This window comes from Variovorax sp. CCNWLW235 (assembly GCF_037204085.1).
Classification (GTDB): domain Bacteria; phylum Pseudomonadota; class Gammaproteobacteria; order Burkholderiales; family Burkholderiaceae_C; genus Variovorax.
The window spans coordinates 285,333-298,912 of sequence record NZ_JBBCBW010000002.1; the positions used below are offsets into that span (position 1 = coordinate 285,333).

The 13,580-nt window shown below is 64.8% G+C and carries 15 protein-coding genes; 5 read left to right on the forward strand and 10 right to left on the reverse strand.

All coding sequences use genetic code 11. The annotated features are described in order from the left end of the window. Positions 1 to 28 precede the first annotated feature (28 nt). Positions 29 to 901 carry an acetyl-CoA carboxylase, carboxyltransferase subunit beta gene (gene accD, locus V9L21_RS03850; RefSeq protein ID WP_126745767.1) on the forward strand — a complete coding sequence of 291 codons (873 nt, stop codon included), beginning with the start codon at positions 29 to 31 and terminating at the stop codon, positions 899 to 901. Positions 902 to 923: 22 nt separating this feature from the next. Here accD and V9L21_RS03855 read toward each other — a convergent pair whose 3' ends face one another. Continuing rightward, complete coding sequence (locus V9L21_RS03855; protein ID WP_126745766.1) at positions 924 to 1,481, reverse strand: YggT family protein; 558 nt, start codon at positions 1,479 to 1,481, stop codon at positions 924 to 926. A gap of 49 nt (positions 1,482 to 1,530) precedes the next feature. Between V9L21_RS03855 and V9L21_RS03860 the strand changes: the two genes are divergently transcribed. The 4 genes from V9L21_RS03860 (at position 1,531) to V9L21_RS03875 (ending at position 5,665) form a co-directional block, all read left to right on the forward strand. Then, complete coding sequence (locus tag V9L21_RS03860) at positions 1,531 to 2,178, forward strand: LON peptidase substrate-binding domain-containing protein (RefSeq protein WP_337309309.1); 648 nt, start codon at positions 1,531 to 1,533, stop codon at positions 2,176 to 2,178. Positions 2,179 to 2,301: 123 nt separating this feature from the next. Further along, positions 2,302 to 3,864, forward strand: a complete 1,563-nt coding sequence (lysS, locus tag V9L21_RS03865) for a lysine--tRNA ligase (RefSeq protein WP_337309311.1) — start codon at positions 2,302 to 2,304, stop codon at positions 3,862 to 3,864. Beyond that, entirely contained in the window at positions 3,861 to 5,129 is a 1,269-nt protein-coding gene (locus V9L21_RS03870) for an Hsp70 family protein (protein WP_337309313.1), read from the forward strand. Before lysS ends, V9L21_RS03870 begins: the two co-directional genes overlap by 4 nt. Next, on the forward strand, positions 5,126 to 5,665 hold the full coding sequence (locus V9L21_RS03875) for a YgjP-like metallopeptidase domain-containing protein (RefSeq protein WP_337309315.1): 540 nt from the start codon (positions 5,126 to 5,128) through the stop codon (positions 5,663 to 5,665). The genes V9L21_RS03870 and V9L21_RS03875 overlap by 4 nt, the downstream gene beginning before the upstream one ends. A 7-nt stretch (positions 5,666 to 5,672) precedes the next feature. Here V9L21_RS03875 and nagZ read toward each other — a convergent pair whose 3' ends face one another. The 9 genes from nagZ to lepA are packed head-to-tail and all read right to left on the reverse strand — an operon-like array spanning position 5,673 to position 13,580. After that, positions 5,673 to 6,767, reverse strand: coding sequence for a beta-N-acetylhexosaminidase (nagZ, locus tag V9L21_RS03880; RefSeq protein WP_337309317.1), 1,095 nt, complete (start codon positions 6,765 to 6,767; stop codon positions 5,673 to 5,675). After that, the gene (gene acpS, locus V9L21_RS03885) at positions 6,764 to 7,165 is read right to left on the reverse strand and encodes a holo-ACP synthase (protein WP_126745761.1); all 402 of its coding nucleotides are present in this window, start codon (positions 7,163 to 7,165) and stop codon (positions 6,764 to 6,766) included. Before acpS ends, nagZ begins: the two co-directional genes overlap by 4 nt. 13 nt (positions 7,166 to 7,178) lie before the next feature. Next, positions 7,179 to 7,943, reverse strand: a complete 765-nt coding sequence (locus tag V9L21_RS03890) for a pyridoxine 5'-phosphate synthase (RefSeq protein ID WP_337309319.1) — start codon at positions 7,941 to 7,943, stop codon at positions 7,179 to 7,181. Next, a complete protein-coding gene (gene recO, locus V9L21_RS03895) occupies positions 7,940 to 8,713 on the reverse strand; it encodes a DNA repair protein RecO (RefSeq protein ID WP_337309321.1) in 774 nt (257 codons plus the stop codon). The genes V9L21_RS03890 and recO overlap by 4 nt, the downstream gene beginning before the upstream one ends. A 1-nt stretch (position 8,714) precedes the next feature. Then, positions 8,715 to 9,683: a GTPase Era gene (gene era / locus V9L21_RS03900; protein ID WP_337309323.1), complete on the reverse strand. Its 969-nt coding sequence runs from the start codon at positions 9,681 to 9,683 to the stop codon at positions 8,715 to 8,717. A 7-nt stretch (positions 9,684 to 9,690) separates the two neighbouring features. Next, the gene (rnc, locus tag V9L21_RS03905) at positions 9,691 to 10,377 is read right to left on the reverse strand and encodes a ribonuclease III (protein ID WP_126745757.1); all 687 of its coding nucleotides are present in this window, start codon (positions 10,375 to 10,377) and stop codon (positions 9,691 to 9,693) included. A gap of 17 nt (positions 10,378 to 10,394) precedes the next feature. Then, the gene (locus V9L21_RS03910; protein WP_337309325.1) at positions 10,395 to 10,763 is read right to left on the reverse strand and encodes a DUF4845 domain-containing protein; all 369 of its coding nucleotides are present in this window, start codon (positions 10,761 to 10,763) and stop codon (positions 10,395 to 10,397) included. Between the two features lie 31 nt (positions 10,764 to 10,794). Continuing rightward, positions 10,795 to 11,760, reverse strand: coding sequence for a signal peptidase I (gene lepB, locus V9L21_RS03915; RefSeq protein ID WP_337309327.1), 966 nt, complete (start codon positions 11,758 to 11,760; stop codon positions 10,795 to 10,797). 8 nt (positions 11,761 to 11,768) lie between these two features. Continuing rightward, positions 11,769 to 13,580, reverse strand: a complete 1,812-nt coding sequence (gene lepA / locus V9L21_RS03920) for a translation elongation factor 4 (protein ID WP_126745754.1) — start codon at positions 13,578 to 13,580, stop codon at positions 11,769 to 11,771.

Below are 13,580 nucleotides of genomic sequence, written 5' to 3' on the forward strand. Positions count from 1 at the left end.
CGGAAGAGGGGAGCTAATTCGGAGTCCTATGAGCTGGCTTGAAAAACTGCTACCCGCCAAGATCGCACAAACCGACCCGTCGGAGCGCCGCCAGGTGCCCGAGGGCCTGTGGATCAAATGCCCCGCCTGCGAGACCGTTCTCTACAAGACCGATCTCGAGCACAACCAGAATGTCTGCCCGAGCTGCAGCCACCACCATCGCATCGGCGCCCGCGCACGGCTCGACGCCTTCCTCGACGCGGAAGGCCGCTATGAACTCGGCCAGGAAGTGCTCCCCGTCGACGCGCTGAAGTTCAAGGACAGCCGCCGGTACCCCGAGCGGCTCAAGGAAGCGCTCGAGAACACCGGAGAAACCGACGCGCTGGTCGTCATGGGCGGCTCGGTCCACAGCATCAGCGTGGTCGTGGCCTGCTTCGAATTCGAATTCATGGGCGGCAGCATGGGCAGTGTGGTCGGCGAGCGCTTCGTGCGCGGTGTCGAAACGGCCATCGAGCAGAAGGTGCCGTTCATCTGCTTCACCGCCACCGGCGGCGCACGCATGCAGGAAGGCCTGCTGTCGCTGATGCAAATGGCCAAGACCAACGCGGCGCTCACGCGTCTTGCGAAGAAGGGCCTGCCCTACATCAGCGTGCTGACCGACCCGACCATGGGCGGCGTTTCGGCCGGCTTCGCTTTCGTAGGCGACGTGGTCATTGCGGAGCCGAAGGCGCTGATCGGCTTTGCCGGCCCGCGCGTGATCGAATCGACCGTGCGCGTGACGCTGCCCGAAGGCTTCCAGCGCGCCGAGTTCCTGCAGACCAAAGGCGCCATCGACTTCATCAGCGACCGCCGCGAACTGCGCAAGACCATTGCGAGCACGCTCGCGATGCTGCTGCGTCAGCCGGCCGACGCGGTCATCTGACGGGAATCCTGCCGGAAGGGCCTCAGCCCAGCCGGTAGGCCCAGACCAGCAGGTTGCCCAGCACGATGGCAATCACCTGCAGCACTACGATGGCGGCCAGGGGCGACAGGTCCACGCCGCCAATCAGCGGAATGAAGCGCCGAAAGGGCCGCACCAGCGGCTCGGCCAATCGCGAGATGAGGTCGAGCAGCATCGGCGACGCGCCCGGTATCCACGACAGCACGGCATAGACCACCAGCAGCGCGGTAAGGCCCGACACCGCGAGCTGCATCAGCCCCACCAGCGACACCAGCGGCAAGGCCGCGATACGTCCCAGGTTGCCGATCAGCAGCCACAGCAGCAGGAACTTCACGATCACCAGCAGCCACGCCGCGATGGCGCTCGCCAGGTCCCAGCGCTTGACCGACGGCACGATGCGGCGCAGCGGCAGCACGATCCAGTCGGTAATCGCGAACACGAAGCGCCCGAGCGGATTGCCGAAAGGCACCCGGTGGTACTGCATGTAAAGGCGCAGCAGGCAGGCGCCGCCGAGCAGGCCGACGATCACGTCGAGAAGAAACGAGGGGATCTGGTAGAGCATGGGGCAGGGTCGTGAGCGGAATGCGATGATAGCCATGCAAGGTTCTTCGATGACGACACAGCCCCTTCTGCATTCACTGCCATTGTTCCCGCTCGGTACGGTTCTGTTCCCGGGCGGCGTGCTCCCTCTGCGTATTTTCGAAGTACGTTATCTCGACATGGTCGGCAAATGCCGCAAGGCCGATGCACCGTTCGGCGTGGTCAGCCTCACGAGCGGCAGCGAAGTGCGCAAGGCAGGTGCCGATGCCGAAAGCTTTGCGGCCGTCGGCACGCTGGCCGTCATTCGCGAATTCGAATCAACGCAAAGCGGCCTGCTCCAGATCGAATGCGTCGGCACGCAGCGGTTTCGGGTTCGCCGGACCGAGCTGCAGAAATACGGCTTGTGGGTGGCCGAAGTCGAGGCAGTGATTGCAGACACCGCCATCGAAATTCCCGACGACCTGCAGCACACCGCCACCGCGTTGCGGCGCCTTGTCGACACGCTCGAAGAACGCCGCCGCGCGCAGGGCGCCGAGGCCGTGCGACTGCCCATCGGCGAGCCCTACCAGTTCAACGATTGCGGCTGGGTTGCCAACCGCTGGTGCGAACTGGTGCCCATGCAACTCGAACTGCGGCAACGGCTCATGGAGCTCGAGAGCCCGCTGATGCGGCTCGAACTGGTCAGCGATCTGCTCGCGCGCGCGGGAATCACTGAATAGTTCGCTACTTTTTTCATAGCGCATCGCACAGGATTGGCGGGCACTGGAGGCCGGTTCCATTCGAACCCTATCGGCTAAAATGGCGGGTTGCGCACGCTCCCGTTGCGCCCTCCTCCGCTCTCCATGTCCGACCACCTGATCCCTTCCATTCCCACGCCCGCTGCGGCTCCGGCTTCCGCACCCGCCGTCGACGACAACCAGCTCATCGCCGAACGCCGCGAAAAGCTCAAGCTGATGCGTACTGCGCAGGCCGAGGGCAAGGGCGTCGCGTTTCCGAATGACTTCAAGCCGGGTCATCGTGCGGCTGCGCTGATCGAGGCGCACGGCGCCACCGAAGCCGAAGCGCTCGAAGCGCAGGCCGTTTCCGTGAGCGTGGCGGGCCGCATGATGCTCAAGCGCGTGATGGGCAAGGCCAGCTTTGCAACGCTGCAAGATGCCACGAGCCGCATCCAGCTCTATGTGACGCGCGACGCGGTCGGCGAAGAGGCGTACGCCGAGTTCAAGCGCTGGGACCTGGGCGACATCGTCGGTGCCGAAGGCACGCTGATGAAGACCAAGACCGGCGAGCTGTCGGTCAAGGTAACCAGGCTGCGCCTGCTCACCAAGAGCCTGCGTCCGCTGCCCGACAAGTTCCACGGCATGGCCGACCAGGAGCAGAAGTACCGCCAGCGCTACGTCGACCTGATCACCGACGAATCGGCGCGCGTGCGTTTCACCGCTCGCAGCAAGGCCGTGAGCGCGCTGCGAGAGTTCATGGTGGCCAACGACTTCCTCGAAGTCGAAACGCCCATGCTGCACCCGATTCCGGGCGGCGCCAACGCCAAGCCGTTCAAGACGCACCACAACGCGCTCGACCAGGAGATGTTCCTGCGCATTGCGCCCGAGTTGTACCTCAAGCGCCTGATCGTCGGCGGCTTCGAGCGCGTGTTCGAAATCAACCGGAGCTACCGCAACGAAGGCATCTCGGTGCGGCACAACCCCGAGTTCACCATGATGGAGTTCTACGCGGCCTACTGGAACTACCGCGACCTGATGGACTTCACCGAAACGCTGATCCGCACCATTGCCGACAAGGCCGTGGGCGCGCAGCAGCTCACCTACCAGGGCAAGCCGGTCGACCTGACGCAGCCCTTCGAGCGCCTGACGATCCGCGAAGCCATCCTCAAGTACACGGAAGCCGGCACCGGCGTTGACGACAGCGCCTGGCTCATCAACGCCTTGCGCAAGATCGGCCTGAGCGAAGAAAAAGACAAGCTCTCGCAGCGCAGCCTTGCCAGCCTGCAGGTGATGTATTTCGAAGAGACGGTGGAAGAGAAGCTCTGGCAACCGACCTTCATCATGGAGCACCCGACCGAGATCTCACCGCTGGCTCGCGCCAACGACGAGCGGCCGGAGGTCACGGAGCGCTTCGAGCTCTACATCACCGGCCGCGAATTCGGCAACGGTTTCAGCGAGCTCAACGACGCCGAAGACCAAGCCGCGCGCTTCAACGCCCAGGTGGCCGCCAAGGACAGCGGCGACGACGAAGCCATGTACTACGACCACGACTTCGTGCGTGCGCTCGAGTACGGCATGCCGCCCACCGGCGGCTGCGGCATCGGCATCGACCGGTTGATGATGCTGCTGACGGATTCGCCGAGCATCCGCGACGTGATCCTGTTCCCGGCGCTGCGCAGGGAATCTTGAGCGTGAAGTTACCGTCGTCGCTGCCGACGATCGGCATCGACTTCGGCACCTCCAATTCCGCCGTGGCCTGTCGGGTCGATGGCGTGGCCCGCCTACTGCCCATCGAAGGTGCGGCTACCACCCTGCCCACTGCGATCTTCTTCAACGCCGAAGACCGCACCACGCACTTCGGCCGCGATGCGGTTGCGCTCTACCTCGCGGGTGTCGAAGGCCGCCTGATGCGTTCGCTGAAGAGCCTGCTCGGCAGCGCGCTGATGCAGGAGAAAACTGCCATCTACGACGGGCTGGTGAGCTTCGAGGACATCATCGCGCGCTTTCTGCACGAGTTGGCCGCGCGGGCCGGCCGTGAACTGGGCGGCGTACCCGAGCGCGTTGTCATCGGCCGCCCGGTTCATTTTGTGGACGACGATTCGAAGCGCGACGAGCGCGCGGAAGAAAGCCTGCGCCACGCCGCCCGTGCCGCGGGGTTTCGCGACATCGCCTTTCAGCTCGAGCCCATTGCGGCGGCCTTCGACTACGAGCAGCGCATCACGAAAGAGTCGCTGGTGCTGATCGTCGACGTGGGCGGCGGCACGTCCGACTTCACCGTGGTGCAGGTCGGCCCCGACCGCGCGTCGCGTGAAGACCGCAGCCACGACGTGCTGGCCACCAGCGGCGTGCACATCGGCGGCACCGACTTCGACCAGCGCCTGAATCTCGACCGCGTGATGCCGGAATTCGGCTTTCGCCACACGGGGCCGCAGGGGCGCGAGGTTCCGAGCAAGGTGTTCTTCGAGCTTTCGTCCTGGCACCTGATCAACTGGCTGTATGCCGCCAAGGCGGTACGGCAGGCGAAGGACCTGCGCACGAGCTACAGCGATGTGCGGCTGCACGACCGGCTGATGGCGGTACTCGAAGAACGGCACGGACACCGCATTGCCAGCGAAGTGGAGCAGGCCAAAATCGACACCTCCGTCAACGATGCGCCCACCGCCATCGACCTGTCGTGCGCCGAACCAGACCTGGTCGCCTCGCTCTCGCCCGCCGACATGACTCAGCAGCTCTCGCCGTTGCTCGACAGCGTGATTGCCTGCGCCCACGCCTGCGTCAAGCGCGCGGGGCTGCGCAGCGGCGATCTCGACGCCATCTACCTGACCGGCGGCTCTTCGGCCCTGCGGCCATTCCAGCAGGCCTTGCGCAAAAGCTTTGCCGGGGTGACGCTCGTCGAAGGCGACCTGTTCGGCGGCGTGGCCACCGGGCTCGCCTGCGCCGGATCGGCTGCATGAAGTATCTCGCGGGCTATCCGCCCACGCTGCTGGCCCAGGTCCGGCAACTGGTCGAAACCGAAGGGCTCGCGCCGTTGCTGCGCAGCCGCTATCCCGGCCCCATGCACGAGGTGCAGACGGACCGCGCGCTCTATGAGTACGTGAGCGAGCTCAAGAGCGACTTCATGCGCAAGGCGCCGCCACTCTCCAAAGTGGCGTTCGACAGCAAGCTGCACGTGATCCGCAATGCGCTCGGCACGCACACCACCGTTTCACGCGTGCAGGGCAGCAAGCTCAAGACCAAGCGCGAGATTCGCGTGGCAACCCTGTTCAAGGAGGTGCCGCTCGAGTGGCTGCGCATGATCGTGGTCCACGAGCTCGCGCACATGAAAGAGCGGGACCATGACAAGAGCTTCTACGCGCTGTGCGAGCACATGGAGTCGGGCTACCACCGCCTGGAATTCGATGTCCGGCTGTACCTGACGCACCTGGATTCGGGCGGCGAGCGCCTGTGGACGAACTCGCCGCCGCCTCCGGTTGCAGGCAAGGCCCCGTAACCGGGCTTCAGGCGCTGGCCAGGCCGGCCTTCGCCAGTACTTGCCTTGCTTGCCTGTATCCCGTCGAGCCGACAAGCGCATTCCAGTCGGCGTGCGGCGCATCGGGGAGCAGCGCCCGCCGGCGCGCTTCGCTAGCGGCTTCGGGCTGCCAACGCCCTGCCTTGGCGGCAGCGCTGAAGTCATCGAGCAATTCGTCGAGCGGCCGACCTTCGCCGATGCTCTGGTTGCACAGCATCGCCAGGTCGCAGCCCGCGTCGAGCGCCGCCAACGCGGCATCGGCATAGCTCAGTAGCTGGCCGTCGATGTAGCGCCCGGCTTCCATGCTCAGGTCGTCGCTGAAGATCGCGCCTTCGAAAGCGAGCCGGGTGCGCAGCACATCCTTCAGCCACTTCGAAGAGAACCCGGCAGGCCGCTTGTCCACCTTCGGGTAGATCACGTGTGCCGGCATCACGGCTGTGAGCGTGCCCGACAGCCAGTCGAACGGCCGTGCGTCATCTTCCAGGATCGCCTTCAGTCCGCGGCGGTCGACCGGAATCTCGACGTGCGAGTCGGCCGTGACGAAACCATGCCCCGGAAAGTGCTTGCCGCAGTTGCGCATGCCCATCTGCAGCATGCCGTGCATCACGCTCTTCGCCAGCAGCGCCACCACCCGGGGGTCGCGGTGAAAGCTGCGGTCGCCGATCACGCTGCTGCCGCCGTGGTCGAGGTCGAGCACCGGCGCAAAGCTGAAGTCGATGCCGCAGGCGCGCAGCTCGGCCGCAAGCACCTGGCCCGTTGCTGTTGCGGCCTGCGTGGCGTGCATTGCATCGCGCATCCACAGCTCGCCCAGTGCGCGCATCGAGGGCAGGCGCGTGAAGCCGTCGGTGCGAAACCGCTGCACGCGGCCACCTTCATGATCGACACAAATCAGCAGATCGGGGCGGATGGCCCTCAGCTCGGCATTGAGCGCAGTCATTTGCGCGCGATCCCGCCAGTTGCGGGCGAAATGGATCACGCCGCCGACCAAGGGGTTTGCCACGCGACCGCGATCCGCATCACTGAGTTCCGTGCCCGCCACATCGATGATCAGCGGCGCGTGAAGGGTTGTCGTTGCCAGGGTCATGCCTCGTTCTTGTATTCGACCACGACGAAGCTCGCGGCATATTCGGTTTCATCGGTCACCGTGACATGGGCCGTGAGGCCCTTGGCCTCGAACCATTCTTTCAACTCGCCATGCAGCACGATGACGGGTTTGCCGCTGCGCAGGTTCGCGATCTCGCACAGGCGCCAGGTCATCGGCATGCGCATGCCCAGGCCGATGGCCTTGCTGAAGGCCTCCTTGGCGGAAAAGCGCGTCGCGAGATAGCTCAGGCCGCGCTTGGGCCAGCGCTCGCTGCGGGCTTTCCACACCGCGAACTCGGCGTCGCTGAGCACCCGATGGGCAAAGCGCTCGCCCTGACGCTCGAAGGTCGCGGCGATGCGACGCAGATCGCAGATGTCGGTGCCGATGCCGTAGATCATGCTGCTGGAGCGTTCACTTGGCCTCGTCGATGCAGCGCAGGTAATCCCGCGTGGTGGCCGCGTAGCCCAGTTCGAGCGCATCGGCGATGAAGGCGTGACCGATCGAGACCTCCTGGACGCCGCGCACGGCACGCAGGAAAGCGGTCAGGTTGTCGCGGCTCAGGTCGTGGCCCGCGTTGATGCCGAGGCCCGCAGCCTGCGCCGCACGGGCCGATTCGACGTAGCGCGCAAGCACGGCCGCTTCGTTCGAAGTGCCGCGCGATGCGGCATAGCCCTCGGTGTACAGCTCGACGCGGTCGGCGCCCACGGCCTTCACCGCGGCCATCATCTCGGGGATCGGGTCCATGAACAGGCTCACGCGGACGCCCAGCGCCTTGGCTTCGGCGATCACCGGACGCAGGCGCTCGGCGTCTTCGGGAAAGCTCCAGCCATGGTCGCTGGTCGATTGGGATTCGCTGTCGGGCACAAAAGTGGCCTGGTGCGGCTTCAGCTCGCGCACGAAGTCCATCAGGTTGTGGAACGGATTGCCCTCGATGTTGAATTCGATGCCTGGCCAGTGTTTCGCGAGCAGTGCGGAGAGGTCGCTCACGTCGTGCGCGCGGATGTGGCGCGCGTCCGGCCGCGGATGCACCGTGATGCCGTGCGCACCGGCGGCAAGGCAGGCGCTGGCGGCCTTGAGCACGCTCGGAATGCCCAGGTGGCGCGTGTTGCGCACCAGGGCCACCTTGTTCAGGTTGACCGACAGCGACGTGGTAGCGGAATGGCCAGGAGTGCTCATAGGGCTTGCAAATCTCTCATCATCTGCCGCGTGCGCAGCGTGGACACACCGCAATGGTAGTTGAGCAAGGCGCGCAGCTGGTTTCTGAGGGCACTGTTGCTGCCGGCGTTCATGGTGGCCACCTCTCGCAGCGTGGCGGTGAAGGGGGCGCGGTCATCGAGCACGCCCTGCAGCGATTGCCAATCAGCACCGGCCAGGGCCGCCTCGCCCTCGCCCGCCAGCCGCAAGCCGGCTTCCGGCACCAGGCTGTAGCGTGCCTCGGCCACCAGCGGTTCGAGCGTGAGGGTCTGCACATCGAGCGACGGCAAGAGGCCCACTTCGCGCAGGAGCAGCAGCTCGAAAGCGCGCAGCGCGGCGGCCTGGGTTGCCGCCTGCGCGCCGGCGTGGTCGCCCGCCAGCACCTGCACCACGCCCGCGTAGGCGTCGAACAGCGCCTCATGGGCATCGTCCCGCGCAAGCAGGCGCAGCAGCAGTTCGTTGACGTAGTAGCCCGAGAGCAAAGCCTCGCCGGTCGGCATGACATGGCCGCCCATCCACTCGGCTCCCTTGAGCGTGCGGATCTCGGCGTCGCCGCCGTAGTTGAGTTGCAGCGGCTGCAGCGGCAGCAGCACCGGCCTGAAGTTGGAGCTCGGCCGCTTGGCACCCTTGGCCACGAGCGCAATGCGCCCGTGGTGGCGGGTGAAGACCTCGAGGATCAGGCTCGATTCGCTCCAGTCGTAGCGATGGAGCACATACGCCGGTTCGTGCGAGACGCGGTGGGCGGTCGCCACTTCATTCGTAGCCGAACGAGCGCACGCGCGCTTCGTCGTCGGCCCAGCCGGACCGCACCTTGACCCACAGTTCGAGGAAAACCTTGGCGTCGGCCAGCTTCTCGAGCTCGACACGGGTTTCCATGCCGATGCGCTTGATGCGCTCGCCCTTGTCGCCGATGACCATGGCCTTGTGGCCGTCGCGTTCCACCACGATGGTGGCCGCAATGCGCAGCAGGCGCTTCTGGCCCTTTTTCTGCGGCGGCTCTTCCTCGAACTTGTCGATGATCACGGTCGAGGTGTAGGGCAGCTCGTCGCCGGTCAGGCGGAACAGCTTTTCGCGCACCAGCTCGCCGGCAAGGAATTTCTCGCTGCGGTCGGTGAGCTCGTCCTCGGCGTAGAACCAGGGTTGTTCGGGCAGGTATTTTTCGCAGATGCCGAACAGGCGCTCGACATCCTTCGGATTCTTGGCCGACATGGGCACGAACTCGGCAAAGGGGTGCTTCGCCTGCATGGTCTGCAGCCAGGGCGCGATGTCGCCGCGGCGGTGCACGTTGTCGAGCTTGTTGGCCAGCAGCACGGTTGGAATGCCCTTGCCGAGCAGCTTGAGCACCCGCTCGTCGGCCGGCGTGAAGCTGCCCGCCTCGACCACGAAAAGAATCAGGTCCACATCGCCGACCGCGCCCTGCACGGTCTTGTTGAGCGACTTGTTCAGCGCATTGGCGTGCAGGGTCTGGAAACCCGGCGTATCGACAAACACGAACTGCGTGGCACCGATGGTGCGCATGCCCGTGATGCGGTGCCGCGTGGTCTGCGCCTTGCGCGAGGTGATGCTGATCTTCTGGCCCACCAGCGCGTTGAGCAGCGTCGACTTCCCCACGTTGGGCTTGCCGACAATGGCCACCAGCCCGCAGTGCTGGGGCCCCGTTGTACCCGTTTCGCTCGCTGCGTCTTCGGGGTTTTCTGCTGCTGAATTTATAGCGTCGTTCATTCTGGTTTCACGCGGCCCCGCGTGCCTTGAGCCGGATCAACATGGCTGCCGCGGCAGCCTGCTCGCCGGCGCGGCGCGAGCCACCGATGCCGCGTTCGCGCAGGCCCAGCTCCGGCACCTCGCACTCGACATCGAAAGTCTGTTTGTGCGCGGCGCCGAGCGTGGCCGCTACGCGGTACACCGGCAACTTCATTTTGTGGCCCTGGAGCCATTCCTGCAATTCGGTCTTCGGGTCCTTGGCGGCCGCTTCCATGCGTGGATTGATCTCCACGGACTCATAGAGGCGGCGCACCAGCGCCTCGGCGGCTGCAAAGCCCGCGTCGAGGTAGACCGCACCGATCAGCGCTTCAAGCGCGTCGGCCAGGATCGAAGGCCGGTTGGGCCCGCCGGAACGCGCCTCGCCCTCCCCGAGCCGCAGCAGCGGCGACAGCTGCAGCTCGAGCGCCAGGCGGTGCAGGGTGTCTTGCTTGACCAGATTGGCCCGCACGCGCGACAGATCGCCTTCGGGCAAGGCCGAAAGGCGGGTGTAGAGCAGGTGCGAAACGGCGAGGTTGAGCACCGAGTCGCCGAGAAACTCCAGGCGCTCGTTGTGGTCAGCCGAAAAACTGCGGTGCGTGAGCGCGAGCTGAAGCAGCCGCGTGTCGGAGAACGAATGCTTGAGGCGCTCCTGCAGCGCTACGAGGCCGCCGTCCACCTTGCGTGTCGCCGCGTTCAGCGGGTCTCGCCTTTGTACTTGAGCACCAGGTAGGCCGGGCCGAACAGCGGGATTTCCCGCTCATAGGCATACGAGACGACGACCTTGTCGCCGACCTTCTTGATGTCGAGGTCCTTGCCCGAAACGGACTTGAAGTCGTCGATGGCCTGCGCGCGGTCGAAGATGGCGCGCACTTCGGGCACGGTGGTGCCTTCCTTGGCCTTGTTGGCGGCCTTGTCGATGGCCTGGTATTCGATCAGCGTCGGGATGACCTGAGCGACGACCACGCCCAGGCAACCCAGCACCACGGCGACAAACACCAGACCGATGAACGAGATGCCGCGCTGGTGCGCGGCCCTGCTGCGGATGGACCGATTTGTTCTCATGCCCTCTTACCCCTCGAACAATGCTGATTACTTATTGAAATGGACCGATGCGACCCAGATCGCCGAAGTTCATCCACACAAAGAACGCCCTGCCCACGATGTTCTTGTCCGGTACGAAACCCCAGAACCGGGAGTCCGCCGAATTATCGCGGTTGTCGCCCATCATGAAGTAATTGCCGGCGGGCACCTTGCAGACCACGCCTTCGACCGAATAGCGGCAGTTTTCGCGATAGGGAAAATCGGTGGCGCCCTGGACGAAAGCCGGGCCGGCGTCGTCGTTGAGCAGCCTGTGCTGCTTGCCGCCGAGGTCTTCGGTGAACTGCCTGAGCAGGCGCATCGAGTCGCCGTCGAGGTAGTCGGGCATCGCGTTCTTGGAAACCGGCTGTCCGTTGATCGTGAGCTTCTTGTTGAGGTAGGCCACCTCGTCGCCCGGAATGCCGACCACGCGCTTGATGTAGTCCATGCTGGGCTTGGGCGGGTAGCGGAACACCACCACGTCGCCGCGCGCCAGCGGCGTGCCGTCCGTGATCTTGGTGTTGATGACCGGCAGGCGCAGGCCGTAGGTGAATTTGTTGACCAGAATCAGGTCGCCGGTGAGCAGCGTCGGCATCATCGAACCCGACGGGATCTTGAAGGGCTCGTAAAGGAACGAGCGCAGCAGGAACACCACCAGAATGACCGGGAACAGCCCGGCCGTCCAGTCGAGCCACCACGGCTGCATGAGCAGGCGCTCGCTCGCCTTGGCATCGACCGTGTCCACCTGCGTGATGCCCTGGCCAGCCAGGCGGGCGTTGCGCTCGCTCAGCGAAGCCTCGAGCGCGGCGGCGGCGCGTTCGCGGCGCGGCAGGAAATAGAAGCGCTCGGCCAGCCAGTAGAGACCGGTAACCACGGTGGCGCAGAACAGGAGCAGCGCGAAGTTGCCTTCGATGGCACCAAAGTACCAGGCACCGACGTAGCCGGTAAAGGCCGCGAGGACCAGAGTAGTGATGAATGCCATTTTTGAGATCAGTCTTCGACTTGCAGAATCGCGAGGAAGGCCTCTTGCGGGACCTCGACGGAGCCGATCTGCTTCATTCTTTTCTTGCCCGCTTTCTGCTTCTCGAGCAGCTTTTTCTTGCGGGTGATGTCGCCACCGTAGCACTTGGCAAGAACGTTCTTGCGCAGCGCCTTGATTGTCTCACGCGCAATGATGTTCACCCCGATGGCCGCCTGGATGGCAACGTCGAACATCTGGCGCGAAATGATCTCGCGCATCTTCGACACCACCGCCCGGCCGCGGTACTGCGACTGGGTGCGGTGCACGATGATGGACAGCGCGTCGACCTTCTCGCCGTTCAGCAGGATGTCGACCTTGACCACGTCGGACGCGCGGTACTCCTTGAACTCGTAGTCCATGGAGGCGTAGCCACGGCTCACCGACTTCAGCTTGTCGAAGAAGTCGAGCACGATTTCGCCGAGCGGCATTTCGTAGGTCAGCATGACCTGGCGGCCGTGGTAGGCCATGTTCATCTGCACGCCGCGCTTCTGGTTGGCCAGCGTCATCACCGCGCCCACGTATTCCTGCGGCATGTAGAGGTGCACGGTGACGATCGGCTCGCGAATCTCGCTCATCTTGCCTACATCGGGCATCTTGGACGGGTTCTCGACCATGATGACTTCGCCGTCGTTGCGCACCACCTGGTACACCACGCTCGGCGCGGTGGTGATCAGGTCCTGGTCGAACTCGCGCTCGAGCCGCTCCTGCACGATTTCCATGTGCAGCAGGCCCAGGAAGCCGCAGCGGAAGCCGAAGCCCAGCGCCTGGCTCACTTCGGGCTCGTAACGCAGCGACGAGTCGTTGAGCTTCAGTTTTTCCAGCGCATCGCGCAGAGAGTCGTACTCGCTCGCCTCGGTCGGGTAGAGGCCGGCGAACACCTGCGGCTGGATTTCCTTGAAGCCCGGCAGCGCCTCGGTGGCGGTGGCTGCCGCGCCGCCGGTGCCCGGCTTGATGAGCGTCACGGTGTCGCCGACCTTGGCGGCCTGCAGCTCCTTGATGCCCGCGATGATGTAGCCCACCTCGCCCGCCTCGAGCGATGCGCGCGGCTCGTTGGCCGGCGTGAAGACGCCGATGTTGTCGGCGTTGTACATGGCGCCGGACGCCATCATCTTGATGCGCTCGCCCTTCACCAGGCGGCCGTCCACCACGCGCACCAGCATGACCACGCCCACGTAGGGATCGAACCAGCTGTCGACGATCATCGCGCGCAGCGGGCCGTCGGGGTTGCCGCGCGGCGGCGGCATCTTGTGCACGATGGCTTCGAGGATTTCCTCGATGCCGAGACCTGTCTTGGCGGAACACGGAATCGCATCGGTCGCGTCGATGCCGATCACGTCTTCGACTTCCTTGCGCGCGTTGTCGGGGTCCGCGTTCGGCAAGTCCATCTTGTTGAGCACCGGCACCACTTCCACGCCGAGATCAAGTGCGGTGTAGCAGTTGGCCACCGTCTGCGCTTCAACACCTTGCGATGCATCGACGACGAGGAGTGCACCTTCGCATGCAGACAGCGAGCGGCTCACTTCATAAGAGAAGTCGACGTGGCCCGGCGTGTCGATCAGATTGAGGTTGTAGACCTGTCCATCGAGCGCCTTGTAGTGCAGCGCAGCGGTCTGCGCCTTGATGGTTATCCCACGCTCTTTTTCGATGTCCATCGAGTCGAGCACCTGCGCTTCCATCTCGCGTTCCGCGAGGCCGCCGCAACGCTGGATCAAACGATCGGCGAGCGTCGACTTGCCGTGATCGATGTGCGCAATGATCGAAAAATTTCTGATGTGATTCAT